Annotated in this window: 25 protein-coding genes and 1 tRNA gene; 22 read left to right on the forward strand and 4 right to left on the reverse strand. The window is 40.4% G+C overall.

Features of this window, described 5'->3' with window-relative positions:
• Nucleotides 1-346: 346 nt before the first annotated feature.
• From J2Y37_RS07875 to J2Y37_RS07925, 11 genes are all read left to right on the forward strand, one after another.
• Entirely contained in the window at nucleotides 347-1723 is a 1377-nt protein-coding gene (locus tag J2Y37_RS07875) for a Do family serine endopeptidase (RefSeq protein WP_349032469.1), read from the forward strand.
• Between the two features lie 119 nt (nucleotides 1724-1842).
• Nucleotides 1843-2307 (forward strand): thioesterase family protein, encoded by a 465-nt coding sequence (locus J2Y37_RS07880; RefSeq protein WP_349032470.1) that lies wholly within the window; start codon nucleotides 1843-1845, stop codon nucleotides 2305-2307.
• Between the two features lie 182 nt (nucleotides 2308-2489).
• Nucleotides 2490-4280: a translation elongation factor 4 gene (lepA, locus tag J2Y37_RS07885; protein WP_349032533.1), complete on the forward strand. Its 1791-nt coding sequence runs from the start codon at nucleotides 2490-2492 to the stop codon at nucleotides 4278-4280.
• 77 nt (nucleotides 4281-4357) lie between these two features.
• Nucleotides 4358-5221: a signal peptidase I gene (gene lepB / locus J2Y37_RS07890; RefSeq protein ID WP_034594949.1), complete on the forward strand. Its 864-nt coding sequence runs from the start codon at nucleotides 4358-4360 to the stop codon at nucleotides 5219-5221.
• Between the two features lie 29 nt (nucleotides 5222-5250).
• Nucleotides 5251-5628, forward strand: a complete 378-nt coding sequence (locus tag J2Y37_RS07895) for a DUF4845 domain-containing protein (RefSeq protein ID WP_241323071.1) — start codon at nucleotides 5251-5253, stop codon at nucleotides 5626-5628.
• Nucleotides 5597-6292, forward strand: coding sequence for a ribonuclease III (gene rnc, locus J2Y37_RS07900; protein WP_004668855.1), 696 nt, complete (start codon nucleotides 5597-5599; stop codon nucleotides 6290-6292). Before J2Y37_RS07895 ends, rnc begins: the two co-directional genes overlap by 32 nt.
• Before the next feature lie 4 nt (nucleotides 6293-6296).
• A complete protein-coding gene (gene era, locus J2Y37_RS07905; protein ID WP_349032471.1) occupies nucleotides 6297-7322 on the forward strand; it encodes a GTPase Era in 1026 nt (341 codons plus the stop codon).
• 29 nt (nucleotides 7323-7351) lie between these two features.
• Entirely contained in the window at nucleotides 7352-7546 is a 195-nt protein-coding gene (locus J2Y37_RS07910) for an NF038104 family lipoprotein (protein ID WP_121928431.1), read from the forward strand.
• 15 nt (nucleotides 7547-7561) lie between these two features.
• On the forward strand, nucleotides 7562-8269 hold the full coding sequence (locus J2Y37_RS07915) for a DNA repair protein RecO C-terminal domain-containing protein (protein WP_349032472.1): 708 nt from the start codon (nucleotides 7562-7564) through the stop codon (nucleotides 8267-8269).
• Between the two features lie 56 nt (nucleotides 8270-8325).
• On the forward strand, nucleotides 8326-9054 hold the full coding sequence (pdxJ, locus tag J2Y37_RS07920) for a pyridoxine 5'-phosphate synthase (protein ID WP_349032473.1): 729 nt from the start codon (nucleotides 8326-8328) through the stop codon (nucleotides 9052-9054).
• A 4-nt stretch (nucleotides 9055-9058) separates the two neighbouring features.
• Entirely contained in the window at nucleotides 9059-9715 is a 657-nt protein-coding gene (locus tag J2Y37_RS07925) for a tRNA-(ms[2]io[6]A)-hydroxylase (RefSeq protein ID WP_241323075.1), read from the forward strand.
• A gap of 109 nt (nucleotides 9716-9824) precedes the next feature.
• Here the strand turns inward: J2Y37_RS07925 and J2Y37_RS07930 are convergent.
• Nucleotides 9825-9900: transfer RNA gene (locus J2Y37_RS07930), tRNA-Asn, on the reverse strand.
• 236 nt (nucleotides 9901-10136) lie between these two features.
• Here J2Y37_RS07930 and J2Y37_RS07935 point away from each other — a divergent pair.
• Both J2Y37_RS07935 and J2Y37_RS07940 read left to right on the forward strand, forming a co-directional pair.
• Complete coding sequence (locus J2Y37_RS07935) at nucleotides 10137-10568, forward strand: hypothetical protein (protein WP_349032474.1); 432 nt, start codon at nucleotides 10137-10139, stop codon at nucleotides 10566-10568.
• Nucleotides 10569-10685: 117 nt separating this feature from the next.
• Entirely contained in the window at nucleotides 10686-11111 is a 426-nt protein-coding gene (locus tag J2Y37_RS07940) for a GFA family protein (RefSeq protein ID WP_349032475.1), read from the forward strand.
• A 68-nt stretch (nucleotides 11112-11179) separates the two neighbouring features.
• Here the strand turns inward: J2Y37_RS07940 and J2Y37_RS07945 are convergent, their stop codons facing one another.
• Complete coding sequence (locus tag J2Y37_RS07945; RefSeq protein ID WP_349032476.1) at nucleotides 11180-12415, reverse strand: pyridoxal phosphate-dependent aminotransferase; 1236 nt, start codon at nucleotides 12413-12415, stop codon at nucleotides 11180-11182.
• A 215-nt stretch (nucleotides 12416-12630) separates the two neighbouring features.
• Between J2Y37_RS07945 and J2Y37_RS07950 the strand changes: the two genes are divergently transcribed.
• Complete coding sequence (locus J2Y37_RS07950) at nucleotides 12631-12810, forward strand: hypothetical protein (protein ID WP_004668838.1); 180 nt, start codon at nucleotides 12631-12633, stop codon at nucleotides 12808-12810.
• 36 nt (nucleotides 12811-12846) lie between these two features.
• Here J2Y37_RS07950 and J2Y37_RS07955 read toward each other — a convergent pair whose 3' ends face one another.
• Together J2Y37_RS07955 and J2Y37_RS07960 are read right to left on the reverse strand one after the other, a co-directional pair.
• A complete protein-coding gene (locus tag J2Y37_RS07955) occupies nucleotides 12847-13641 on the reverse strand; it encodes a hypothetical protein (protein ID WP_349032477.1) in 795 nt (264 codons plus the stop codon).
• Nucleotides 13642-13708: 67 nt separating this feature from the next.
• On the reverse strand, nucleotides 13709-15346 hold the full coding sequence (locus tag J2Y37_RS07960; protein ID WP_349032478.1) for a S8 family serine peptidase: 1638 nt from the start codon (nucleotides 15344-15346) through the stop codon (nucleotides 13709-13711).
• Nucleotides 15347-15743: 397 nt separating this feature from the next.
• On the opposite strand from J2Y37_RS07960, the gene uvrB reads away from it, so the two are divergent.
• The 8 genes from uvrB (at nucleotide 15744) to proB (ending at nucleotide 25306) form a co-directional block, all read left to right on the forward strand.
• The gene (gene uvrB / locus J2Y37_RS07965; RefSeq protein WP_349032479.1) at nucleotides 15744-17780 is read left to right on the forward strand and encodes an excinuclease ABC subunit UvrB; all 2037 of its coding nucleotides are present in this window, start codon (nucleotides 15744-15746) and stop codon (nucleotides 17778-17780) included.
• Between the two features lie 120 nt (nucleotides 17781-17900).
• The gene (locus J2Y37_RS07970; protein ID WP_349032480.1) at nucleotides 17901-18485 is read left to right on the forward strand and encodes a lipocalin family protein; all 585 of its coding nucleotides are present in this window, start codon (nucleotides 17901-17903) and stop codon (nucleotides 18483-18485) included.
• 107 nt (nucleotides 18486-18592) lie between these two features.
• Nucleotides 18593-19531 (forward strand): EamA family transporter RarD, encoded by a 939-nt coding sequence (gene rarD / locus J2Y37_RS07975; protein ID WP_349032481.1) that lies wholly within the window; start codon nucleotides 18593-18595, stop codon nucleotides 19529-19531.
• A 223-nt stretch (nucleotides 19532-19754) separates the two neighbouring features.
• Complete coding sequence (locus J2Y37_RS07980; RefSeq protein WP_005195884.1) at nucleotides 19755-21212, forward strand: glyceraldehyde-3-phosphate dehydrogenase; 1458 nt, start codon at nucleotides 19755-19757, stop codon at nucleotides 21210-21212.
• A gap of 133 nt (nucleotides 21213-21345) precedes the next feature.
• Nucleotides 21346-22089 (forward strand): MFS transporter, encoded by a 744-nt coding sequence (locus tag J2Y37_RS07985; RefSeq protein ID WP_121928422.1) that lies wholly within the window; start codon nucleotides 21346-21348, stop codon nucleotides 22087-22089.
• Nucleotides 22089-22769 (forward strand): hypothetical protein, encoded by a 681-nt coding sequence (locus tag J2Y37_RS07990; RefSeq protein WP_004668830.1) that lies wholly within the window; start codon nucleotides 22089-22091, stop codon nucleotides 22767-22769. Before J2Y37_RS07985 ends, J2Y37_RS07990 begins: the two co-directional genes overlap by 1 nt.
• A 116-nt stretch (nucleotides 22770-22885) precedes the next feature.
• On the forward strand, nucleotides 22886-24106 hold the full coding sequence (gene cgtA / locus J2Y37_RS07995; RefSeq protein WP_004668828.1) for an Obg family GTPase CgtA: 1221 nt from the start codon (nucleotides 22886-22888) through the stop codon (nucleotides 24104-24106).
• Nucleotides 24107-24172: 66 nt separating this feature from the next.
• A complete protein-coding gene (proB, locus tag J2Y37_RS08000) occupies nucleotides 24173-25306 on the forward strand; it encodes a glutamate 5-kinase (RefSeq protein WP_004668826.1) in 1134 nt (377 codons plus the stop codon).
• Nucleotides 25307-25340 lie beyond the last annotated feature (34 nt).

The raw sequence follows: 25340 nt of genomic DNA on the forward strand, positions 1-25340 counted from the left end.
TGCTTCAGTTTTAAACGTTCGCTAATGACAACGCTTTTTCATTAAAAAGGCAAGGGCTAATCTGCCTAGAGTTGAATGAATTTTTAGCAAATGTGATGATATTTAATCTGCGTAGCGGTTCACTATATCTTCGTATCGAGTGATGGGGCTATTGTTGGTGATTCTCATACGCTCGAAAATGAAAGTATGAGTGATGTTCGGTATTTTGATTATTTATTCACATTTTTATCTGCAACACCTGTTTATATCTTGAAAAGATAAACATATTTTTACGAAAATATGAGTGGGCATATGCTAAAAACATAGTCTAAAATTTTTTGATCATCAGTCTGTAGGTTCTTGCTTCATGAAAAGTCGCTTTTTACAACAAGGAATGTATGCTGCGGTATTTACAGTTGCCGCTGCTCAAGTCAATGCTGCAGCGCCAGTAGATTTTTCAAATCTGGTTGAGCAGGTTAGCCCTGCTGTGGTGAGTGTCAATGTTGTGAAAAAAATGACTCAGGAAGAGTTATTACAACAACAGGTTCCAGAAATTTTACGACGGTTTTTTGGCAATCAAGTGATTATTCCTCAACGCCAAGGCCCGCAAGAAAAAACAGCTTTTGGTAGTGCATTTTTTATTAGTAAAGATGGCTACTTGGTGACAAACCATCATGTGATTTCAAATGCTTCACGTATCAGCATCACTTTAAATGACCGTCGTGAGTTTGACGCAACATTGGTGGGAAGTGATGAAAGGACCGATGTCGCTGTACTTAAGGTTGAAGGGGCGAATTTCCCTGAGTTAAGAGTGGGTGATGTAAACCAGCTTAGAGTTGGTGAGCCTGTTCTGGCCATTGGTTCTCCTTTTGGATTTGATTATTCAGCTTCAGCAGGGATCGTCAGTGCAAAATCACGTAATATGAGTGGTGAGACGTCAGTTCCTTTTATTCAAACTGATGCAGCTTTAAATCCGGGTAACTCTGGTGGTCCATTATTTAACCAACGCGGTGAAGTGGTCGGCGTCAACTCTCGAATTTTTAGTGGCACAGGCGGTTATATGGGCTTGTCATTCTCGATTCCGATTGATGTCGCGATGGATGTGGTTCAGCAACTGAAAGCCAATGGTAAAGTGACCCGTTCTTATCTGGGTATCATGCTCCAAGATATTGATCGTAATTTGGCTGAAGCATATAAATTACCAAAACCTGAAGGTTCATTGATTACTCAAGTTGCACCAAAATCACCAGCAGAAAAAGCAGGTTTAAAATCAGGTGATGTGATCTTAAAAATTAATGGCACAGCTATTTCTCGTACCAGTGATTTGCTCTATACGCTAAACCGTACTGCACCGAATCAAACCATTCGATTAGATGTTTTACGTGATGAAAAAATTCGTACCGTTTCAGCAACTTTAAGTACTGCACCAGATGACACACCTGCAGCAGAAGATAAAAATAACCCAACCAATGGATTGGGAATGAGTATCCGAAATCTGACACCTGCTGAGCAATCTCGCTTAGATGTGTCTGGTGGTATTTTGGTACAAGAGGTGAAACGTGGTGGTTTAGCTTCGTTGTCAAATATTGTTGCTGGTGATGTGATTCTACAAGTCAACGGGGTTGCGATTACGGATAGTGCAGCTTTTGCCAAAGCGATTGCTGGATTGCCTAAAGGTAGCGTTGCGCGTGTTGCAATTATTCGTCAGGGTCAACGAGCAATATTGGGTTTACGCCTACAATAAGATTTCATAATGCAAATAAAAAAACCACTCTCGCTTTGAGTGGTTTTTTATTTTGTCATATCGATGGGTTTGGATTACTGTGTGCAGCAGTGTATGGATTTAAAAAGTATAGCTACATTATGAGTACGATTTTTGATTTAAAAATACAGGTTCAACCTGAACATATTGATGTGCTGGGTCATGTCAATAACGTGATCTATGTGCAGTGGATGCAAGATGTGGCGGCTGCGCATATTGAAACATTAGGCTTAGGTTTGGCGCAGTATTTAGAACTAAAACATGCCATGGTTGCAGTTGAACATCATGTGCAATATCGCAAAGCTGCGCTTGAAGGTGAAGAAATTATTTTACGGACATGGCTAGATGATATAAATGCGCTGTACTCGTTCCGTCAGTATGCATTTTATCGTCCAAAAGATCAGAGTGTATTGTTTATTGGCAATACCAAATGGGCTTGCATCGAAATTGCAACAGGTCGTCCAAAGCGTATGTCACCTAGTTTTACTCAGGCGTATCAACCTATCTCAAACGATTTGAATCCGATGGATTTTTCGGTTTCTTATGAACAGATTTCTTCAGTTTAAATCTAAATAAGATGCTTCTATTTGCTCTTAAATAGGCATCATTATTTTGAATACTTTGAAAGGTCGTTCTGTTATAATCCCTAACAATTTTGTTAAACCGCTTTGGCTCATCGCTTTTTTAAAGGATAGAGCGTTCTATTTTCTCAAGGTAACCCATGGCGCAAGCTAAAAAATCCGTAGATATCAAAAATATACGCAATTTCTCGATTATTGCTCATATTGATCATGGTAAGTCAACTTTGGCTGACCGCTTTATTCAAATGTGTGGTGGCTTACAAGATCGTGAGATGCAGGCTCAAGTACTGGACTCTATGGAGCTTGAGCGCGAACGTGGGATTACCATTAAAGCTGCGTCAGTTACGTTGTATTACACGCATCCAAATGGTCAAGAATATCAACTGAACTTTATTGATACACCAGGACACGTTGACTTCTCTTATGAGGTTTCGCGTTCTTTGGCTGCATGTGAAGGCGCGTTGTTGGTTGTGGATGCTGCACAGGGCGTAGAAGCTCAGTCAGTGGCGAACTGCTATACCGCAATTGAGCAAGGCTTAGAAGTATTGCCAATCTTAAACAAGATTGATTTGCCTCAAGCAGAGCCTGAACGTGTTATCCATGAAATTGAAGAAATTATTGGTATTGAAGCAACAGATGCACCGACATGTTCAGCAAAAACAGGTTTAGGCGTTGAAGGTGTCTTAGAGCGTTTGGTGGATGTGATTCCTGCACCTGAAGGTGATCGTGATGCACCGTTACAAGCTTTAATTATTGACTCATGGTTTGATAATTACTTAGGTGTTGTCTCGTTGGTTCGCATTAAACAAGGTCGTATCCGTAAGGGCGACAAAATGTTGGTTCGATCGACAGGTCAGACGCATCCAGTCACTTCTGTAGGTGTGTTCAATCCAAAACATAGTGAAACTGATATACTCGAAGCGGGTGAAGTTGGTTTTGTTATTGCAGGGATTAAAGATATTTTTGGTGCGCCAGTGGGCGATACCATTACTTTATCAAGCACGCCAGATGTTCCGATTTTACCCGGCTTTAAAAAGGTGAAACCGCAGGTCTATGCGGGCTTATTCCCGATTGATGCTAGCGATTTTGAACCGTTCCGTGAAGCACTACAAAAACTACAGATTAATGACTCTGCTTTATTTTTTGAACCAGAAAGTTCAGATGCTTTAGGTTTTGGTTTCCGTTGTGGCTTCTTAGGCATGCTGCACATGGAGATCGTACAAGAGCGTTTAGAGCGCGAGTATGATCTTGATTTGATCAGCTCTGCACCAACAGTGATTTATGAAGCATTGACCAAGAAGGGCGATATCATCTATATCGATAGCCCATCAAAAATGCCAGATGGTTCGACAGTTGAAGATTTGCGTGAGCCAATTGCTGAATGTCATATTCTTGTGCCACAGGAATATCTAGGCAATGTCATGACTTTGTGTATTGAGCGCCGTGGTGTGCAAAAGGACATGAAATTCTTGGGCAATCAAGTTTCACTCACTTTTGAAATCCCAATGGCTGAAGTGGTCATGGATTTCTTTGATAAATTGAAATCTTGTTCACGTGGTTTTGCATCGCTCGACTATAACTTTGTACGTTTTGAAAGTTCAGCATTGGTTAAGGTTGATGTGTTAATTAATGGCGAAAAGGTTGATGCCTTAGCAATGATTTGTCATCGTAATGATGCACGTCACCGTGGTATTGCACTGGTTGAAAAAATGAAAGACTTAATCCCTCGTCAAATGTACGATGTGGCGATTCAAGCAGCCATAGGTGCGCAAATCATTGCACGTTCTACTGTAAAAGCGATGCGTAAAAACGTATTAGCAAAATGTTATGGTGGTGACGTATCGCGTAAGAAAAAGTTACTTTCAAAACAAAAAGAAGGTAAGAAACGCATGAAACAAGTGGGAAGTGTTGAAATCCCACAAGAAGCGTTCTTAGCTGTGTTGAAAGTTGAAAGATAAATAAATGTGGCTGGCAGAACAAAGTGTTGCTTTGTCCAGCCCAAGACAAGCAGCTTGTCGGCTGCAAGTGAGGGTGTGTGGATTTTGATTTTAATTTGATTCTGGTACCTGCCACACTTATATTTTTCATGGTGTGGTTGCTTGATAAGTTTGTACTCAAACATCGTGCAAACAAAGGGCGAGATCAGGAAAATTTTATCATTACGTGGGCGTATGATTTCTGGCCTGTATTGGCGATCGTACTCGTTTTGCGCTCTTTCCTATATGAACCATTTAATATTCCATCTGAGTCTATGGTTCCGACCTTAGAAATTGGTGATTTTATTTTGGTCAATAAATTTGATTATGGCGTGCGTTTACCGATCGTAAATACCAAAGTGATCAATGTTGGTGAGCCAAAACGTGGTGAAGTCATTGTCTTCCGTTATCCACCACAACCTACGATTAGTTATATCAAGCGCGTTGTTGGTTTGCCGGGTGACCATATTCAATATAAAGATGGTCAATTGGTTATTAATGGTGAGCAGGTTGCTAAAGTTGCGACTGAAGTTAAGCGTGAAAAAGATCTATTGGAAACACCAACAGTCTCTTATTTTAAAGAAACTTTAGGTGATCATCAGTATTCGGTTCGCTATATAGACGGACGTAATTCTTTGGTTGAAACCTATCAATTTGCACAAGCCAAAGGTGCAGATGCATTGGTTCCATTTGTTGCTAAAGCCAATGACGTGTTTATTCAAACACAAGGGCAAGATTGGGAAGTGACTGTACCAGAAGGTCAGTACTTTGCTATGGGTGACAACCGTGATCAAAGTGCTGATAGCCGTTTTTGGGGCTTTGTACCTGAAGAAAACTTAACAGGTCGTGCTTTTTATGTATGGATGCATAAAGAACCTGGTTTTAAACTTCCAAGTTTTAACCGAAATGCTAAAATTGACTAATAAATAAAAAACACATAGGAAATATAAAGATGCGTAAATCTCAGTTGGGGACTTCGTATATTGCAATTTTATTTGGGGTGGTTTTATTTGCAGTTGCTGTGAAAGCAGCAATTGCAATTTGGCCAGCGTACTGGGATGACAAAGTGATCGACAGTCAAATTGAGGGACTATTAAAAGATAGTCCGCAAAATACGACACCGAGTAAATTTGCATCTCAGATGGATCAGCGTTTAGATATGAATGGAATACGTGATCTTCGTTTTAAGGATGTCGCACAAGCCACATATAAAGATGATTTGATCGTAAACAAAAAGTATGAAGTGCGGAAGCCTTTCATGCTCAATATTAGTTTAGTGATGACTTTTGAGAAGACTTTTGACCAAAAATCTGCCAAACAAACTCAGTGATAGTCGCTTACAAGGGCGAATCGGTCACCAGTTTAAACAAGTTGACTTGTTGACACTGGCTTTAACCCACCGCTCTGTTAGCCATAAACACAATTATGAACGCCTAGAATTTCTAGGCGATTCATTATTGGGAATGATCATTGCCAATTATTTATATCAGGTCTACCCTTTAGAAAATGAAGGGCGTTTGACGCGTATGCGAGCGACGCTTGTGAGACAAGAAGCGCTCGGTAAAATCGCCAATGATTTACAGCTCAGTCGGTCATTAATCTTAAGTACTGGTGAGTTAAAATCAGGTGGTCATCACCGCGAGTCTATCCTTGCTGATACGGTTGAGGCGATTATCGGTGCGATTTATTTAGACTGTAATGATCTAAACCAGCTACAAAGCATTGTGTTAAAATGGTATGAACCATACCTCGATTATATTGAACCCACAGATCAACTCAAAGACCCGAAATCACGCTTACAAGAGTATTTACAAGCACGTAAAAAACCTCTCCCAGTTTACGAGGTTGTAGATATTCAGGGCGATGCGCCAAATCAACATTTTACGGTGGAATGTTTGATTGATGGTTTGCCTAAAATCCATGGTGAGGGCTCAAGTCGTCGATTCGCTGAACAAACAGCAGCGGCTGAAATTTTAAAATTATTGGAGCAATAACTTGATGTCTCATTCAAATGACAATCAATCAGAAACTACTGAACAGCAAGATGATCAAAATGTAGTTGATCAATTTTTTAGTTCTAAAGAAGTTACCATTCCTTCGGATTTCAAAAGCGGCTTTGTCGCAATTGTAGGTCGTCCAAATGTGGGTAAATCAACGTTGATGAACCATTTATTAGGACAAAAACTTTCGATTACTTCACGTAAACCACAAACCACGCGTCATAAGATTGTGGGTATTGATTCGCGTGAAAAATCACAAGCAGTATTTGTTGATACCCCAGGAATGCACAAAAAAGAAGTCCGTGCGATCAATAAAATGATGAACCGTGCTGCACATTCTGCGTTGCGTGATGTGAACTTGGTTTTATTTGTGGTTGATGCACAAAAGTGGACTCAAAATGATGAGCTTGTTTTAGAGAAACTTAAAAACGCAGAAATGCCTGTGATTTTAGTGATCAACAAACTTGATACTTTTGAAAATAAAAATGAAGCACTTCCACTGATTCGTGAACGTGCCAAATTAATGAACTTTGCAGAGATTGTACCTGTTTCAGCTTTGCGTGGTGCGAATCTAGATCATTTGCGTGACACCATTGAAAAGTATTTACCTTATCAAGCGCCATTATATTCATTGGATCAGATCACGGATCGTTCAGAACGTTTCCTTGCAAGTGAAATTATCCGTGAAAAAATTATGCGTCAGTTGGGTGAAGAACTACCATACGATTTAACTGTACAGATCGAATCATTTAAAACTGAAGAAGCAGTGATGAATGAAAAGACGGGTAAATTGAAGTCTGCTTGTACTTATATCGATGCGACCATTTTTGTAGAACGCCAAGGTCAAAAAGCCATTGTGATTGGTGATAAAGGTGCGAAGCTGAAAAGTATCGGTATGGATGCACGTGCAGACATGGAAAGAATGTTTGAGCAAAAGATTATGCTGACACTTTGGGTTAAAGTGAAAGGTGGCTGGTCGGATGATGAACGTGCGCTGAAAAGTCTAGGTTATAGCGATATTTAAAACGATCTATTAAGTCGGTGGAAGCAGGTATGAAAATCACAATACGAGTAATAGCGATCGTGACATGTATATTCATGTTGCAAGGGTGTATTCATAAAGTGGTGACTGTACCTGTTAAAGTTGCCTATAAAACCACCAAGGGCGTTGTGAAAGGCACAGCGGCTGTGGTGGGTGCTGTGATTCCTGATGGTGAAGATGATGAAAAAAAGGATGCAAAGGACTAGGATGAGTCGCATGCTATGATGCGCAATGAAGTCTTGCATGGATATTTAATTCATCATCGTAAATATCGAGAAAAAAGCCATATTGTGCATCTGTTTACGCAGGAATATGGTCGGGTGGATGGAATCCTGAGACAGACTCCGCCACCCCAATACCAACCGATTCGTGTGCAAGCCACAGGAAAGTCTGAACTTAAAAATTTCACCAAGTTGGAAATTCTAAATCAGCCCGTTTTTTTCCATGGTGATGCATTCTTTGCTGGTTTTTATCTTAACGAAGTCATTTTGCGTTTGTGCTCACTAGAAGAAGCGATGCCACAAACATTTCAACAATATCAAATGGTTTTATTGCAGTTACAGCTACTTGCATCACATGAACAAGCATCTTTGTTTTTGCGTCAAATTTTGCGTCAATTTGAGCATGTTTTATTGCAAGAGCTAGGCTATGCAATTGATTTTTCAGTGGATGCTAGCCAGCAACAAGTTCAACCATCTCAGCATTATCAATTTCAGCTGAATGATGGTTTTATGCCTGTTGCAAAAGCCTCACGTTCAACGCTGGATGGTGCTCTAATTGCATCCATGCACAGTTATGAACAAGGTCAGGATTTTTCTCACGAACAATTGCAATTATTGGGTAAACTATACCGTCAAATGATTAGCTCATTGTTGGGTGATCGACCGCTGAAAAGCCGTCAACTTTGGATTCAAAATACTCAAACTTAATCATTCAAAAGCAAAACTTTTAAGTGCTTTAGGGTGAAAAACAATAGGATATTTTTATGGCTGCAATATTAGGTGTAAACATTGATCATGTTGCGACATTAAGACAAGCACGTGGTACAACTTACCCTGATCCTGTACAGGCAGCATTGGTCTGTGAACAAGCAGGTGCAGAAGGCATAACCTTACATTTACGTGAAGATCGTCGTCATATACAAGACGATGATGTTCGTCGTATGCGTCCATTATTGAAAACACGCATGAACCTTGAGTTGGCAGTGACTGATGAAATGGTTGCATTTGCCAAAGAAATTCAACCGCAACATGTCTGTTTCGTGCCTGAGCGTCGCCAAGAAGTCACCACAGAAGGCGGCTTGGATGTGGTTGGTCATTTTGAAAAAGTTAAAGCTGCGACAGAAGCACTCAAAGCGATTGGATGTGATGTGTCATTATTCATTGATGCAGATTTAGTCCAGATTGATGCGGCAGTTGCCTGTGGTGCGCCAACCATTGAAATCCATACAGGTGCTTATGCGGACGCGGAGACGGATGAACAGCAGCAAGCAGAATTGGCACGCATCGTCAAAGGTGCTGAATACGCCGCTGCGAAGGGGTTAGTGGTTAATGCTGGACATGGTTTAAATCTAGAAAATGTTGCGCCTATCGCCGCGATCCCGCAAATTCATGAATTAAATATTGGGCATTCGATTATTGCGGATAGTGTATTTGTCGGTTTGGCTCAAGCGGTAAAAGAGATGAAAGCAGCGATTCAGGCTGCTGCGAGATAAGTTGATGAGTAGTATAAATTACGATGAGTTGATGCAACCTGTGATTGGTTTTTTAGGTTGTACTACACCTCAAGCATGGTTAGATGAAGCTATCAATAATCTTGAGATATTGATGCAAGACCATGCAAATTGTGAAAAGAAAGCTGCCAGTACGGCAATGAACCTGATGTTTCGTTATAGCTTTTTTACTGACTTACAAGTGAAGTTGGCGCAGCTCGTGCGTGAAGAAATGCTGCATTATGAGCAAGTTCTTGAGTTTATGAACAAACGTGGTCAAGAGTGGAAGGGGTTGAGTGCAGGGCGCTATGCAGGTGGATTACGCAAAGAAATCCGTACCTATGAACCTGAGGCCTTGATTGACGTGATGATCATCGGGGCATTTGTAGAGGCACGTTCTTGTGAGCGTTTCTATGCACTTGCACCAATTGTTGATGATGAGCTCGGTCGCTACTATCGTTACTTGCTTAAATCAGAATCACGTCATTTTGAGGATTATTTGGCGCTGGCTTTAGATGTTGCGAAAACGGCGAAACTAAAAGATCCTGAAGAAACCATTCAACAACGGATTGAGTATATTCGTGAAGTGGAGAAGAATCTGATTTTAACTCCAGATGATACTTTCCGTTTTCATAGTGGCGTGCCAGCAAAGATCGTCGCTTAATTTTGAACTAAAGTTGAGAAGACCTCTGATAATTTCAGAGGTTTTTTTATTTCTATTTTTAATTAAGCAATAAAAAGCCCATATCAGTGATATGGGCTTTTTAGAATCTTGGCTCTCCCACCTGGGCTCGAACCAGGGACCTGCGGATTAACAGTCCGTCGCTCTACCGACTGAGCTATGGGAGAATCTGACAGCCATTATAGGCGGCTTTTAAGATCGGTCAAGTTAAAACTGCCATGTTTCTTTCATTTTTGTGTTGTATGCTTTTTATTTGCACAATTAGCGTGAAATCGAAAAAAATACTTGAAACTTGAACATGTGATTGCTAGATTTAATTTAGAAAGAGCGTTTAGACATCGATCTAGACAGTGTGGATTTAACCCTACTTGCCAGCACTAAAATGGCTAAACCGGAGGTCAAAATGACTATTCTTCGTATTCAATCTATTTTTTCAAATCTATCTTTTTATCAAGAACATTATCTTGATATCCTCCAAGATCCTGAGCGTTATTACACGCCTGTTCAAAGTTCATTTATCAATACATTTCCTTTTAAGCAACAAGCTTTGTTCTTGGGTGATTTATTGCAGTTATGGTTCGGTAATAAGTGGAAAATCCTAGATTCACGCAATTTATTGAGTCAAAAAAATCCACTCACCGTAAACCAACAAAGCCCTTTATATTTATTTCAACTCGGTGGTGAATTGATTTTAGGCGCAAATACAGCTTTGGCGTGGTCTGTTGCAGAAGAGAAGATTGTTACAGTACAAGTGAAGAGTATTTGGCAATATGCGGTATTCAGTCATTTATGTACTAGACCGAAAAATTTTAAAGTAAAAAAGGCAATTGCTTAATTTACTTAGATTATTTTTTAACATGAGGTTTTACAAATTGTCCGTTTGTTAAAAATATGCGTTGTTTTAAACTATTTGAACTTATTAAGAATAATTTAAAAGTAAGGTGAATTTATAATGAATGGACAATGTGTTTGTGGTGAAACCACTTTTGAAGTTGAATTAAAAAATCATGATGTGCATGTCTGCCATTGTTCAATCTGCCGTAGACAGACCAGTGGTGTAATCATGACGATTGATGTTGAGCAGGGAAGTCTAAAATTTCTTAAGCAAGATTACCTTTCGGTTTACAACTCATCTGCTTGGGGTGAGCGTGGTTTTTGTAATGTTTGTGGTACAACTTTGTTCTGGCGGACTAAAGACCAGAATTACTGCAATATCAATGTATTCTCACTGAATGAACAGCCGAAAGACTTAAACTTGGATATGGAAATCTACATTGATTGCAAACCTGAGTTTTATGCTTTCGAAAACTCAACCAAGAAATTGACCGAAGCTGATGTCGTTGCTTTATTTAATGCTGAATCTTCGGATCAGAATTAGGGATTTGATTGGATAATAAAAAAGGAAACTCCATTGAGAAGTTTCCTTTTTTAAAGCGGAAAGGGTGATTATTTAGCAGTTTTTTCTGCTTCAATTGATGCAATCGCTGCATCTACACCATCAATTGAATCTGCTGCTTGTTTGATACGTGCAAGCGCATCAACTAAAACTTCGTCAGCCGTTGCATAAGAAATACGCATAAAGCCACCTAAACCAAATGCGTCGCCAGGAACAACAGCAACGCCAGTTTCTTCGAGTAACCATTCAGAAAATTCTGTGCAAGATTTTAGACCTTTGGCACGAATTAAAGGGCGAATATTAGCGTAAGCATAGAATGCGCCATCTGCAGTTAAGCAAGAAATACCATTGATTTCATTCAAGCCATTTACCACTAAGTCGTGACGACGTTTGAATGCTTCAATCATCGGCTTAAGAACATCTTGTGAACCATTCAATGCCGCTTCAGCAGCAACTTGGGAAATCGATGTCGGGTTAGACGTTGATTGTGATTGGATCTTTTTCATTGCACCAATAATTTTTGCTGGGCCCGCTGCATAACCAATACGCCAGCCTGTCATTGCATAGGCTTTCGATACACCATTTAATACAATGGTACGGTCATATAAATCAGGCGCGACAGTCGCAATATTATAGAACTCATCTTCCCAACGAATCGGTTCATACATATCGTCAGAAGCGACATAAACATGTGGATGACGACGAAGAACTTCAGCCAAAGCTTCTAATTCAGCTTTCGTGTAGATCATGCCTGTTGGGTTAGATGGACTATTTAAGACCACTAAACGAGTGTTTGCAGTAATGGCTGCTTCTAATTGTTCAGGGGTGATTTTGAAGCGTTGTTCTTCACCACATTTGACGATCACAGGTGTACCTTCCGCAATAATCACCATATCTGGGTAGCTTACCCAAAAAGGTGCAGGGATGATCACTTCATCGCCTTTGTTTAACAAAGCGAGTGCCAAGTTAAAGAAGCTTTGCTTACCACCACAAGACACCAAAATTTGGTTAGCTTGATAATCTAAATTATTGTCACGTTTTAATTTTGCAATAATTGCTTTCTTTAGGCTAGGAGTACCATCTACAGCCGTATATTTCGTAAAGCCGTTATTAATCGCTTCAATTGCAGCATCTTTGATATGTTGAGGGGTATCAAAGTCTGGTTCGCCTGCACCTAAACCAATCACGTTTTTACCAGCAGCTTTAAGCTCAGCAGCTTTGTTGGTAACTGCAAGTGTAGGAGATGGTTTGATGGCATTGACACGATCAGAGAGACGTACGTCCACGGCATTATTCCTTCTTATGGGATTAAAAAATAAAAAAGCATGTTATCTTAGCTTAAATAGAAATGGTTGTGGTTGAAACCTGCCTTAATCGTATAAAAAGTTACCAAATTGTAAGTGTTGGTTTGGTTCTCATTTTTTTCATATTTTATTTTTATCATCATCATAAAAAATCTATTACAATAGCGGTTAGAAATTTTGATTTCGAGAGAATTTCAATGAGTGATCAACAACCAAAAGCCAAAAAAGCTTTGGTCAAATTACCTTTCCCGATGCCATCGGCACTGGATGATTCTGAGAGTGCTGTGCATAATCAGGTACGTCCAAAGCCTGAACAATACGCAGATCGAACGTGGATGCCACCGCGTGGTACTCGTCGCTCGATGGGGAAACGTTAGAAAAAAGCCAATCATTATATGATTGGCTTTTTTATTTTAAGTACGATTAATTGGGTGCTGAATCTCAAGTTCGCCACGCCAAAGTTTGATGAAGTCTTGTTCATCTATGTCATAAAGTTCCATCAGCGCAATAATCACACTGACAAATATCATCGCGCCTTCGGTGTTATTTTGAAAATGGAAAATTTTTCCATTTAACTTTCCTAAAATATCGTTGATTTCATGTTCGCGTCCACGTCCATAACGATCACGTGGGTATAGTTCTTCATTCAGAACAATTAAGGCAATGGCTTTTTCGGCAGGAGATAATTGGGTTTTATCTAAAGCTTCAGTAAAGGATTCATGGCCGTGATTGAAATAGAAAATGACATCATCGGTGATAAAGGCATGGACCATCTCTGCCGTTAAGTTTGGAAATTGTGAAACGGCATCTTCTTCAATGTAGGGACGGAATGATTCTGGGAAAATAACATTGGAATGAATCCCTTTAAATAAAGGTGCAATTTCTGACACTTTATAGCCCGCAATTCCACAACCGAGTGCGGTCAAAAAATACTTTGTTTTGGGATGATTTTCGGCATAGATTTTAAAATCATTCACATAATGCTCAATTTGTGAAAGTGGCATTTGCTGAATATGTTCATTCAATGTTGGAATAGCAAAACTTTGACCTGCCCAACCACGTCCAACACCTTTGACTGCTGCAAAATGTTGTGCAGCAATACGCGCTGCGCCACTGTCATGTTGACCAGCAAGATTACTGCCAAAAACAAAGACAGTATCTTCTGGAAGTTCGGTTACGATGCTTTCATCATGGTATTGGTAAGACATATTTTTTATCATTCAAAGAAGAGTATAAGCCCATGTTGCAGGTGTTTCACGGGTGGGTCAAGTGATTTCAAGGGGTCAAAGTAATCTGACTCACAGTGTTGTTCGCCGCAGCGTAAGTTAAATTTGTGCCGGTGATATTACTCACGTTAAATGTGGTGCTTGTTACATGACGTGCGAGTGTTCCGCTATTCAACTGACATTCACCTAGACTATTGGTGATACAACTGACAGATGATGCGCCAACAGTGAAAGCACCTGTGACGGTTGCATTGCTCACTGCTTTATTATTCTGGTCAACAACACCAATGCTGACATTTGCTCGCCAAGTACCAAAAAGCCAATTACGTGTGGTGTATCCGATCAATTGTTTGACATGGGCAATGGTGGTTGTAGAGGGCTGAGTGACTAAGGTCGGTGTGGTGGTATATGCCGAGGCTGTTGTGGTTGAACTAAAGAGTAAACGATTGGGGCTGCCAGAAGTGTTTTTGACGACATTTGGTGTTGCTGATGTAAGTAGTTGGTCAATGATCATTTTAGCTGTGGCATTTGGGTTTTGTTCTAATAAAAGTGCAGCAGCACCTGCAACATGCGGTGCAGCCATCGATGTTCCATTACCTGTCGCAACTGAACTATTACTTCTGTTCCAAGCAGACGAGACAGCACTACCTGGCGCGAAAATATCGACGCATGCGCCATAGTTGGAATAACTCGCACGGGTATCGGTATTGTCTGTCGCTGCAACTGTAATTGCCTTTGCTGCACGTGCAGGTGAAAGATCACAGGCATTGGTATTAGAATTTCCAGCAGCGACAACGGGGACAAAACCTTGGTCGTATAAGTTGCTAATAGCGGTATCTAATGGCGCGTATGCAGGTGCACCAATCGACATATTGACCACGGCTGGTTTTTGCCCATTTTTGAGTATCCAATCAATGCCTGCAATCATATTACTCATAAGACCTGTGCCTGTGCATCCGACGATACGGACAGGAATTAAATTGATATTTTTGGCAACACCATAGGTTGTTCCACCTGCAAGTCCAGCCACAAAAGTCCCATGCCCGTTACAGTCATTGGTCCCATTGAAGTCGGAAATTGTAGAAAAGCCTTTTTTTACTCGTCCTGTAAACTCTTGATGACTCGCTAAAATACCTGTATCAAGTACATAAAGATTTATACCTACACCAGTTTGGCCATAGCGATAACTTTTATCTAACGGCAAAGATCTTTGGTCAATACGGTCGAGTCCCCATGATGGATTTGTTTGTGTGGCATTCACTTGAATGATTGTGTCTTCTTCAATGTAGTTCACTAGGGGGTGTTGTTGCATTGCTTTTAAAAAAGCGCTGCTGGCAACTTCAGGAATACGGATAGCAATTCCCTGAATGGCTTTATGATAGGTATGTCTTATTTGACCGTTGTACTGGTTGTGAATGAGCTGAGGTAGTGTAGATGCCCCCAAGCTATCCTTGAATACAATGATGTAATCCCTTTGCGCAAGCGGTGGCGGAACAATTGGTGTTTTGGTTTTGTCGACTGTCTCAACGGATTTTAATATCTGCTGAGCCTTTATTTTCAGCAGCTCATGATCGATGACATTGTGGGTTGCAAGCTTTTTAGGTTGTTGTGGTGGGATTTGGTAGGTTGCAGCAAAAGCGATCGCTGTCAGAACTGAAGTCGTGATGACAATGAATTTATATTGCATTTTCAAATGAAGCCTCCATGCTTACATCATTTCTCATTCTAAGAATATTGTGATACTTATTGTTCTTAAGATCATAAGCTGATCAAACAGCGGGTAAATCGGTAATTTGTAACATTAATTTAATGATAGTGTGATGTATGTCTCTTTTATTTGAAATTATTTTGTTAGATCAACTTATTAGATCGTATTTATATTTTAGTTTTTAATGATAATTCGGCTAAAAATCTGACGTACGGTGGGATGATTTAGCAAAAAATTAAACAAGTAATGGCTGAATTATTGGTCAAGATGAATATGTCATTGGTTGAAAATTTTAGAAGTTTTTCGTCTCACTGGGATTTGGGGTTGTATCTGTAAGATTAACCTCAATATCATAAAACGATAAGAGCGTAGCAAGATGAAGAATATGCAAGAGACTGGCCAACCATTTGAATTAGTCACCAATTATCAACCTGCAGGCGATCAACCACAGGCGATTGAGAAATTGGTCAGTGGCATTGAACAAGGTTTTCGTAATCAACTGCTACTGGGCGTTACAGGTTCAGGTAAAACCTACACCATGGCAAATGTGATTGCCCAAACCCAACGTCCAACTATTGTCATGGCACATAATAAAACCCTTGCAGCTCAGCTTTATGGTGAGTTCAAATCATTTTTCCCCAACAATGCGGTTGAGTATTTCGTTAGTTATTATGATTACTATCAACCCGAAGCCTATGTACCGTCATCAGATACATTTATTGAAAAAGATTCAGCCATTAATGATCACATTGATCAAATGCGTCTCTCGGCAACACGTGCATTATTAGAACGTCGAGATGCGATTATTGTGGCATCGGTTTCTGCGATTTATGGTTTGGGTGATCCAAATGCTTATATGCAGATGTTGTTACATATTGTACAAGGTGATCGAATCGGTCGTGATGACATTATCCGTCGTCTGGTTGAGATGCAATATACCCGTAATGAACTAGAGTTTTTGCGTGGTACATATCGTATTCGCGGTGAAATTATTGATATTTTCCCTGCGGAATCAGATCAGGATGCGATTCGCGTTGAGTTGTTTGATGATGAAGTTGATTCGATCCGTTGGTTTGATCCTTTAACTGGAAAATTGGTACGCAAAGTTCCGCGAGTTACGATTTATCCAAAAAGCCATTATGTTACGCCAAAAGATCATTTAACCCGTGCGATTGATACCATCAGAGATGAGTTGCAAGATCAACTTAAGTTTTTCCGTGAACACGACAAACTGCTTGAAGCCCAACGCATCGAGCAACGTACGCGTTATGATTTGGAAATGATGCAGCAATTGGGCTATACCAATGGCATTGAAAACTATTCACGTCATCTTTCAGGGCGTCCATCGGGTGAAGCACCGCCGACACTCTTTGATTATATTCCTGAAGATGCTTTGTTGATTATTGATGAATCGCATGTCACTGTTCCTCAGATTGGTGCGATGTATAAAGGCGATCGTTCACGTAAAGAAAACTTGGTGAATTATGGTTTTCGCTTGCCGAGTGCACTGGACAATCGTCCGATGAAGTTTGAAGAGTGGGAACGAATTGTACCGACGACTGTTTATGTCAGTGCAACCCCTGCACGCTATGAAATGGAAAAATCTGAACAGATCGTTGAGCAAGTGGTACGTCCAACGGGTTTGATTGATCCTGAAATTGAAGTGCGTCCTGTACTAACTCAAGTTGATGATGTTTTATCTGAAATTAATCTGCGTAAGCATTTGAATGAACGCGTGCTGGTGACGACATTGACCAAACGGATGGCCGAAGATTTAACGTCATATTTGAAAGAGTATGGCGTCAAAGTCGCGTATTTGCACTCGGACATCGATACGGTTGAACGCGTTAAAATTATTCATGATCTCAGAACAGGGGTACACGATGTTCTGATCGGGATCAATTTATTACGTGAAGGTTTGGACATGCCAGAAGTTTCTTTGGTGGCGATTTTGGACGCCGATAAAGAAGGTTTCTTACGCTCAGAACGATCATTGATTCAGACCATTGGGCGTGCAGCACGGAATGTCAAAGGCAAAGCAATCTTATATGCGGACCGTATTACTGATTCGATGCGCAAAGCCATAGATGAAACAGATCGACGCCGTGCGAAACAAGTTGAATTTAATCTATTGCATGGTATTACGCCACGCAGTACCGTGCGCCAGACAACCAAAGAAATTGATTCAGGCGAAGTGTTAACTGATGATGAAATCGATGACAAAGTGCTTGATCAAGCGCAAGCAATCAGTGCTGATGAACAACACCTTTTATCGGATCCAAAATTGTTTGCGAAGCAGATCGGTAAACTTGAGAAGGAGATGCTCAAAGCCTCTAAAGAGTTACAGTTTGAACAGGCAGCAAGGTTACGTGATGAAATCGTGCGCTTAAAAGCATATATGCTGCAATCGTAATATAGGAGAGAAATTCTCAATAGTGATACATTTCTCAACAGTTTTTGTTTATAAAATAGGCTAGCTTAATAAGCTAACTATATGACTATTTATAACAAATTTCTGTTTTGAGGATTTATCATGCCATTGATTACAAATTTCCCAAAATCGAGTTGGCGTTTAGCAAAAATTGCAATTGGTGGCGTAGTCCTGACTGGGTTGGCTATCGGGACATACGCTTATGCTCAATCAAAGCCTTTGCCTGCCGTTGAAAAAGTAGAATTAGATAAGTATTTGGGTATTTGGTATGAGGTTGCACGTAAACCGATGTTTTTTGAGCGTAAGTGCGCTTATAACATCTCTGCTACATATACAGTGAACGAAAATGGCAATATCGTGGTAGATAACAAATGCTACGATATCGATGGAAATTTACAGCAAAGTTTAGGCGAAGCCTTTGTCGCAAACGCGCCATTTAACAGCAAATTGCGTGTTAGTTTTTTACCTGAAGGTGTACGTTGGATTCCAGTTGGGCGTGGTGATTATTGGATTCTAAAACTAGATGAAGAGTATCAGACTGTATTGGTCGGTGAACCACGCCGCAAATATTTATGGGTACTTTCGCGGACTCCAACACCGAATAAAGAAATTATTCATGAATATCTGAATTATGCCAAAACGGTTGGTTATGATATTGGTGATGTGATTTATCCTGAATATCGTTAAATAAGCTATATTCTCTAAAAACCATGCTTGCATGGTTTTTTTATTTGCATATAGTGGATAAATCATGCATTCGCTAGCGATTTTTTCTAGCCTAGATAGAGGTCAAAATGCTCAAAGGTATTATTTACTCAGTTTTGGCCTCTGTAACCTTTGGTGTTTTATTTTTTTACACCAAAGTATTAGGCGCATTTGATAGCGAGCAAACTTTTGGCTGGCGTATCATTGCGACTTTGCCATTTTTAACCTTGTTCATGTGGTTAAGTGGCGATTTGATTCATATCAAAACCATATTTAAACGGATTATGGCAAAGCCAAGTTTGTTATTGTTTCTAATGACGACCTCATTACTCACTTCAGTGCAACTGTGGTTATTCCTATGGGGACCAATGCATGGTCGTGGTTTGCAAGTTTCATTGGGCTATTTCTTATTGCCGCTGATCTTGGTTTTGGTCGGAAGTGTGCTGTATGGCGAGAAGCTGTCCAAGTTTCAATGTGTCGCAGTTGCTTTGGCGATGTTTGGTGTGGGACATGAGTTTTGGCGCTTGGGCAGCATTGCATGGGAAACTGCACTCGTCGCGATTGGTTATACCGCGTATTTTGTGATCCGTAAAAAAATTCAAACGGATAATTTAGGTGGTTTTTGGTGGGATTTATTGCTGATTCTTCCTATTGCAATTTTCCTTACTCAAACAGGGAATACGCCGTATCTCAAGTTTTTTGATGCGCCAGTTCTCATTGCGATCATCATGGGGCTTGGATGCTTAAGTGCAATTGGTTTGGGAAGCTTTATTTTAGCAAGTCGTTATCTGCCACTGATTATTTTTGGTTTATTGGGATATTTAGAACCAGTGCTTTTAGCACTTGTTTCCTTGTTGCTCGGAGAGAAAATCGGCGCAGAGGAATGGTTCACTTATATTCCAATTTGGTTGGCTGTACTGGTTTTAGTGATCGAAGGTGCTGTACATTTATTGCAACAGAGAAAACGAAAGCAACATTTGGAACTTAATTTAAAACAGTACCCAAAACGCTTAGATGACGACCAATGAACAGGGATTGCTTTAAAATGGATCACGGCTATTACGATGATTGAAAAAGATTTTTACCTAAAATCACAAAAATAATTATAGGTATTTTATGAATTTATGGCTGATTGCGACAAAATCTCAACAACTTGAGCAGCTTTTGATTCAATCTTGATGATAATTCTATTACAATTAGGCGTTTTTAAAATTCACGCCCAGTATAGATATTAAATTAGAGGACGTAACTGTGAGCAAAGACACTATCGTTGCCCTACACGCAGAACATCAAGGCCGTTGGAAAAACCGTGAAGAAATCGCGGAACACATGATTGCGTTGATTGGTCAATTATACCGTGAGAAGAATATTGTTGTTTCTGTTTACGGTCGTTCTTTAATAAACCGTTCAGTAATCCAGATCTTAAAATCACATCGTCGTACACGTATGCTTGATGTTGAGCTTTCAGTTGTCAATACCTTCCCAATCTTGGAAGCGTTAATGAAAGTTCAAAACATTGGTTCTGCTGAAGTTGATATCGGTAAACTTGCTGTTGAATATAAAAATGAAGGTGGTGATGTAGACGCTTTTGTTGCAAAAGCAGTGTCATCAATCGAAGGTAAGGCAACTTCTGAACAACCTAAAGATGTGGTGCTATACGGTTTCGGTCGTATTGGTCGTATCTTGGCTCGTTTAATCATCAGCCAATCAGGTTTAGGTCGTGGTTTAAGCCTTAAAGCAATCGTTGTACGTAAATCATCTGATGGTGACTTGGCAAAACGTGCTTCATTGTTACGTCGTGATTCTATCCACGGTACTTTTGCTGGAACGATCTCTGTTGATGAAGAAAATGAAGCAATCATTGCCAATGGTAACTTCATTAAAGTGATTTATGCATCAAGCCCAAGCGAAGTAGACTACACCGCTTATGGCATCAATAATGCACTTTTAATCGACAATACAGGTAAATGGCGTGATGCTGAAGGCCTGAGCCAACACTTGAAATGTGCAGGCGTTGCGCGTGTTGTATTGACTGCGCCAAGTAAAGGCGAAATGAAAAACGTGGTATTTGGTGTAAACCACACTGATATTTTAGATGAAGACAAAATCATCTCTGCTGCAAGCTGTACCACTAACGCAATTACACCTGTATTAAAAGTTTTAGATGACAAGTACAAAGTATTAAATGGTCATGTTGAAACAGTTCACTCATTCACAAATGACCAGAACTTGATTGATAACTACCATAAAGCTGATCGTCGTGGTCGTGCTGCAACTTTGAACATGGTCATCACTGAAACAGGTGCTGCGAAAGCTGTTGCTAAAGCTCTACCTGCATTGAAAGGTAAGTTAACAGGTAACTCTGTTCGTGTTCCAACACCAAACGTTTCTCTTGCGATCTTGAACTTGAACTTAGAGAAAGAAGTTGATCGTGAAGAAGTGAACGAATACATTCGTCAAATCTCGATTAACTCTAGTTTACAAGGTCAAATTGGCTATACCAACTCAAGTGAAGTGGTATCAAGTGACTTTATTGGTTCACGTACTGCGGGTGTGTTTGATGCGCAAGCAACAATTACCTCTGGTACTCGTTTAACTGCTTATGTTTGGTACGATAACGAAGTTGGCTATAGCTGCCAAGTGTTACGTATTGCAGAACAAATGTGTGGCGTAAACTATACAAAAATTCCTGCTGAAACAAATGCATAATTTGTTTTTAGGTTAAAAATTAAAACCCAGTTTCGACTGGGTTTTTTATTGACTGTACAGAATACAAGCAGATTAAAACACAAAAATCGTTGAGAATAATGAGAAAGGGAATTGATTAGTTAGGAATACTTCATTGTTGCAGTTTAAGCGTTTGTTTGCAGTTTTTGCTTTGATTATTATTGCCAACTTGTGTGGTGTCTATATCGCGATGTGGGTGTTTAAACACTTTAATATCAATATTCCATTGAAAGATCAAAAAGTCGCGATTGATTTACAAGAACCTTTACAAGTTCGGGTTAAAGTGAAAGATGCTTTAGATGTCGAAGTGAATGGACGTGTCGATGCGCAAATTCCAATTAATGAGCAATTGAATGTTGCTTTAACTCAGACACTCACACCACGTGTTTATTTCGATAGTTCAGTTCCGATTAGCACCATGATTCCAGTTCAAGAAGTGATTAAGGTCAATCAAAACTTACCGATAGATACAAAAGTACAGGTCAAAATTCTGGGTAAAGATGTGACTTTGCCTTTAAAAGGAACGATTCCTTTGCAACTGGATGTGCCGATTAATATCCAAGTGCCGTTACAGCAAAACGTACATTTAAAGTTTGATGCGCCCGTAAAAACAGTTTTAAAAGAGAATTTAAATATTCCATTAAAAACACAACTCAATGCCAATATTCCAATTCAAGGAAAATTAAATGTCCCGATTACTTCAGAACTCAATGCCTCTGTTGATGTAAAAAATACTTTGCCTGTCAAAATTGCGCAGGGTGAACTTAAGATTCCGCTATCGAGTATGTATTTGGATCGCGTGCAATCTCAGTCTGTTGATGCGAGTCTAAATAAAAAAGATGCGAAAGCAGGTGAGTGATGCTGATGCTTAAATCATTTAAAAGTGTGTTGATCAGTTTTGTCATTTTAACCACCTTGGTTGCGATCTTGTTTTGGTTCTATCTCAATATTCAAGCATCAGTCATGGTGTCCGCGCAGCAAGCAGATATTCGGTTGCCTGAGTCACTTTCGACCAAGATTCAGGTCGGTGATCACCTACGAGTCAGATCTGAGGGGGAGTTAAAGAGTACCTTAGTGATGGATCGTACTTTGCAGTTACCTTTGCAGGGAAAATACTTAGCAGATCTGCGTTTTGAAGTGGAAACGCCGATTACAGTGAATATTGATTATGAAACCACACTCAAAGTCGATCAGGTGATGCCAATCGAGACGACAACGGATCTAATTTACCAAAAGAAGCTCCTGCCCAAATTTCCTTTAAAACTAGATATCCCCGTAAAGTTAGATATTCCATTTCAGTTGAAGCGTGCTTATACCATCCCTGTGAAAATCGTATTTGACGGACCTGTTTATTTTGCTTTTGATGAATCAATCAATTTACCGATTAAACATCAATTCAATCCAAGTTTTTATATCAACGATACCATCGATATGAATTCGATTTCATCGTTCAATGCAACCATGTTTAACGCCGTCCAAGAGACGAAAGCAAATTTAGAGATGCAAATGGACGTGCCATTGAAGAATGTAAGACCTTAAAAGAGCGAAATCACGCTTTTTTGCAGTCTATAAGGGCATTTGCTGATTTTAATATTCGAGTAATTTACGAAAATGTGGCAAAATATCCCGTTTTATAGAATTTAGAGGATTGGCGCATGCGCTTTGTTGATGAAGCAGTCATAATCGTAGAGGCTGGCGACGGTGGCAATGGCGTAGCTAGTTTTCGCCGTGAAAAATTTGTCCCTTTTGGTGGTCCAGATGGTGGAGATGGGGGACGTGGTGGAAGTATTTATATCCAAGCCGATGATGATACCAGCACACTTGTAGACTTCCGTTATACACGTCGCTATCGTGCAGAACGTGGCAAAAATGGTTCGGGTGCGAACTGTTCAGGGCGTGGCGGTGAAGACGTTATATTAAAAGTTCCAGTCGGTACCACGATTGTTGATACAGAATCTGGTGACATTATTGGTGACTTAGTGGCTGATGGTCAGCGCGTTAAAGTTGCTCATGGTGGTGATGGCGGTCTAGGTAATACGCACTTTAAATCATCAACCAACCGTGCACCACGTAAATGTACGACAGGTATTAAAGGCGAATATCGCGAAGTTCGTTTAGAGTTAAAAGTACTTGCGGATGTTGGCTTACTGGGTATGCCGAATGCAGGTAAATCAACCTTTATTCGTGCGGTCAGTGCTGCAAAACCAAAAGTTGCAGATTATCCATTTACCACGATGGTGCCTAATTTAGGCGTGGTCGATGCCGATCGTCATCGCTCATTTGTAATGGCTGATATTCCAGGATTGATCGAAGGTGCGGCAGAAGGCGCTGGCTTAGGGATTCGCTTCCTTAAACACTTAGCGCGTACTCGTATTCTCTTACATATCGTTGATGTAGAGCCGATTGATGGTTCTGATCCAGCATATAATGCCAAAGCGATTTCGGCTGAGTTAGTGAAGTTCTCACCAACCTTGGCTAAGCTTCCAGTTGTTCTTGTATTGAACAAGCTTGATCAAATTGCAGAAGATTCAAGAGAAGAGTGGTGTCAACACATCTTAGATGAATTGCAATGGACAGGACCAGTGTTCAAAACATCTGGCTTACTTGCTGAAGGCACCAAAGAAGTCGTTTATTACCTCATGGATCAAATCGAACAACAACGTGAACGCGAAGTTGAAGATCCTGAGTATGCAGCAGAAGTTAAAGCCTTTCGTGAGCAGCTTGAAGTTGAGACACGTGAACAAACCATCGCAGCAAAAGAAGCTTATCGTGAGATGCGTAGAGCACAGCGTTTAGCTGGTCTAGAGAGCGATGATGAAGACTTTGATGACGATGAAGACGACAGTGATGTAGAAAGCGTCTACATTCGTGACTAGGCTTTTTTAGTTCCTCTTTTTGCGATGCTTTCGTCGCAATTTGGGGGGAAACAAATTGAGGGAAAAATGATAGAAGTGGTCGATATGCAACGTCAGCTCAATACGTGTAAACGAATCGTTGTTAAAATCGGATCATCTTTACTCACTGCAAATGGGCAAGGTTTAGATTTAAATGCAATTTCGCATTGGGCGAAACAAATTGCAGATCTACACAATGCAGGACATGAAATTATACTCGTGTCGTCAGGTGCAGTCGCAGAGGGGATGGTACGCATGAAATTTGCGAATCGACCCACTGATCTCCCTAGTTTGCAAGCATGTGCTGCCATTGGTCAAATGGGCTTGATTCATACATGGTCAAACGTATTGGATCAACATGGAATCAAAACGGCGCAAGTTTTACTCACGCATGATGATCTCGCAGACCGTCGCCGTTATCTCAATTCTTGTGATGCATTGCAAAACTTGATTGATTGGCGTGTGATTCCCGTAATTAATGAAAACGATACGGTATCTACAGACGAAATTCGTTTTGGTGATAATGATACCTTGGCTGCAATGGTAGCAGGTCAGGTTCAGGCTGAGTTGTTGATTATTTTGACTGATCAACAAGGCATGTTTGACTCGGATCCACGTAGTAATCCAAATGCCAAGCTCTTTTCTGCTGTGCGTGCACTGGATGACAGTTTGTTTGAAATGGCAGGCGGTGGTGGTGTATTTGGTCGTGGTGGTATGGTAACCAAAGTTCGTGCTGCACGTTTGGCTGCACGTTCAGGTTGTCCAACATTGATTGCCAGTGGCGAAAGTGAACATGTACTTGCACGTTTGATGGCTGGTGAAATGTTAGGTACTTTGTTCACCACTGATAATGATCGTGTCACTGCAAACAAAAAATGGTTAGCTGCACATTTGCAAACTGCAGGGCGTCTGGTGATTGATGCGGGTGCGGTTGAAGCAATCAAACTCAAGCATCGCAGTTTATTGCCTGTTGGTGTAAAAGCGATTGAGGGGCATTTTGATCGTGGTGACGTGGTTGAGTGTGTTGATCAGAAAGGACAGCGCATCGCGGTTGGGCGTGTGAATTTCAGTTCTCGTTCAGCAGATATGGTTAAAGGGCTGAGTTCTGATAAAGTGCATCAACTCTTAGGTGAGGCACGTTCATTGGAAATGATCCATCGTAACCATATGGCGATTTACTAATCCAGATATTGCTTTGTTAGCATTAAAAAAGACT

This window comes from Acinetobacter sp. 3657 (assembly GCF_031456775.1).
Taxonomy (GTDB): Bacteria; Pseudomonadota; Gammaproteobacteria; order Pseudomonadales; family Moraxellaceae; genus Acinetobacter.

Excerpts from the sequence above, each read along its gene's own strand:
- J2Y37_RS07875 (WP_349032469.1), top strand. The coding sequence starts at position 347 with ATGAAAAGTCGCTTTTTACAACAAGGAATGTATGCTGCGGTATTTACA.
- J2Y37_RS07880 (WP_349032470.1), top strand. The coding sequence starts at position 1,843 with ATGAGTACGATTTTTGATTTAAAAATACAGGTTCAACCTGAACATATT.
- era (WP_349032471.1), top strand. The coding sequence starts at position 6,297 with ATGTCTCATTCAAATGACAATCAATCAGAAACTACTGAACAGCAAGAT.
- J2Y37_RS07910 (WP_121928431.1), top strand. The coding sequence starts at position 7,352 with ATGAAAATCACAATACGAGTAATAGCGATCGTGACATGTATATTCATG.
- J2Y37_RS07970 (WP_349032480.1), top strand. The coding sequence starts at position 17,901 with ATGCCATTGATTACAAATTTCCCAAAATCGAGTTGGCGTTTAGCAAAA.
- uvrB (WP_349032479.1), top strand. The coding sequence starts at position 15,744 with ATGAAGAATATGCAAGAGACTGGCCAACCATTTGAATTAGTCACCAAT.
- J2Y37_RS07925 (WP_241323075.1), top strand. The coding sequence starts at position 9,059 with ATGAGTAGTATAAATTACGATGAGTTGATGCAACCTGTGATTGGTTTT.
- J2Y37_RS07915 (WP_349032472.1), top strand. The coding sequence starts at position 7,562 with ATGATGCGCAATGAAGTCTTGCATGGATATTTAATTCATCATCGTAAA.
- J2Y37_RS07895 (WP_241323071.1), top strand. The coding sequence starts at position 5,251 with ATGCGTAAATCTCAGTTGGGGACTTCGTATATTGCAATTTTATTTGGG.
- J2Y37_RS07935 (WP_349032474.1), top strand. The coding sequence starts at position 10,137 with ATGACTATTCTTCGTATTCAATCTATTTTTTCAAATCTATCTTTTTAT.
- pdxJ (WP_349032473.1), top strand. The coding sequence starts at position 8,326 with ATGGCTGCAATATTAGGTGTAAACATTGATCATGTTGCGACATTAAGA.
- J2Y37_RS07950 (WP_004668838.1), top strand. The coding sequence starts at position 12,631 with ATGAGTGATCAACAACCAAAAGCCAAAAAAGCTTTGGTCAAATTACCT.
- proB (WP_004668826.1), top strand. The coding sequence starts at position 24,173 with ATGATAGAAGTGGTCGATATGCAACGTCAGCTCAATACGTGTAAACGA.
- J2Y37_RS07955 (WP_349032477.1), bottom strand. The coding sequence starts at position 13,641 with ATGTCTTACCAATACCATGATGAAAGCATCGTAACCGAACTTCCAGAA.
- cgtA (WP_004668828.1), top strand. The coding sequence starts at position 22,886 with ATGCGCTTTGTTGATGAAGCAGTCATAATCGTAGAGGCTGGCGACGGT.
- J2Y37_RS07960 (WP_349032478.1), bottom strand. The coding sequence starts at position 15,346 with ATGCAATATAAATTCATTGTCATCACGACTTCAGTTCTGACAGCGATC.
- J2Y37_RS07940 (WP_349032475.1), top strand. The coding sequence starts at position 10,686 with ATGAATGGACAATGTGTTTGTGGTGAAACCACTTTTGAAGTTGAATTA.
- J2Y37_RS07990 (WP_004668830.1), top strand. The coding sequence starts at position 22,089 with ATGCTGATGCTTAAATCATTTAAAAGTGTGTTGATCAGTTTTGTCATT.
- rarD (WP_349032481.1), top strand. The coding sequence starts at position 18,593 with ATGCTCAAAGGTATTATTTACTCAGTTTTGGCCTCTGTAACCTTTGGT.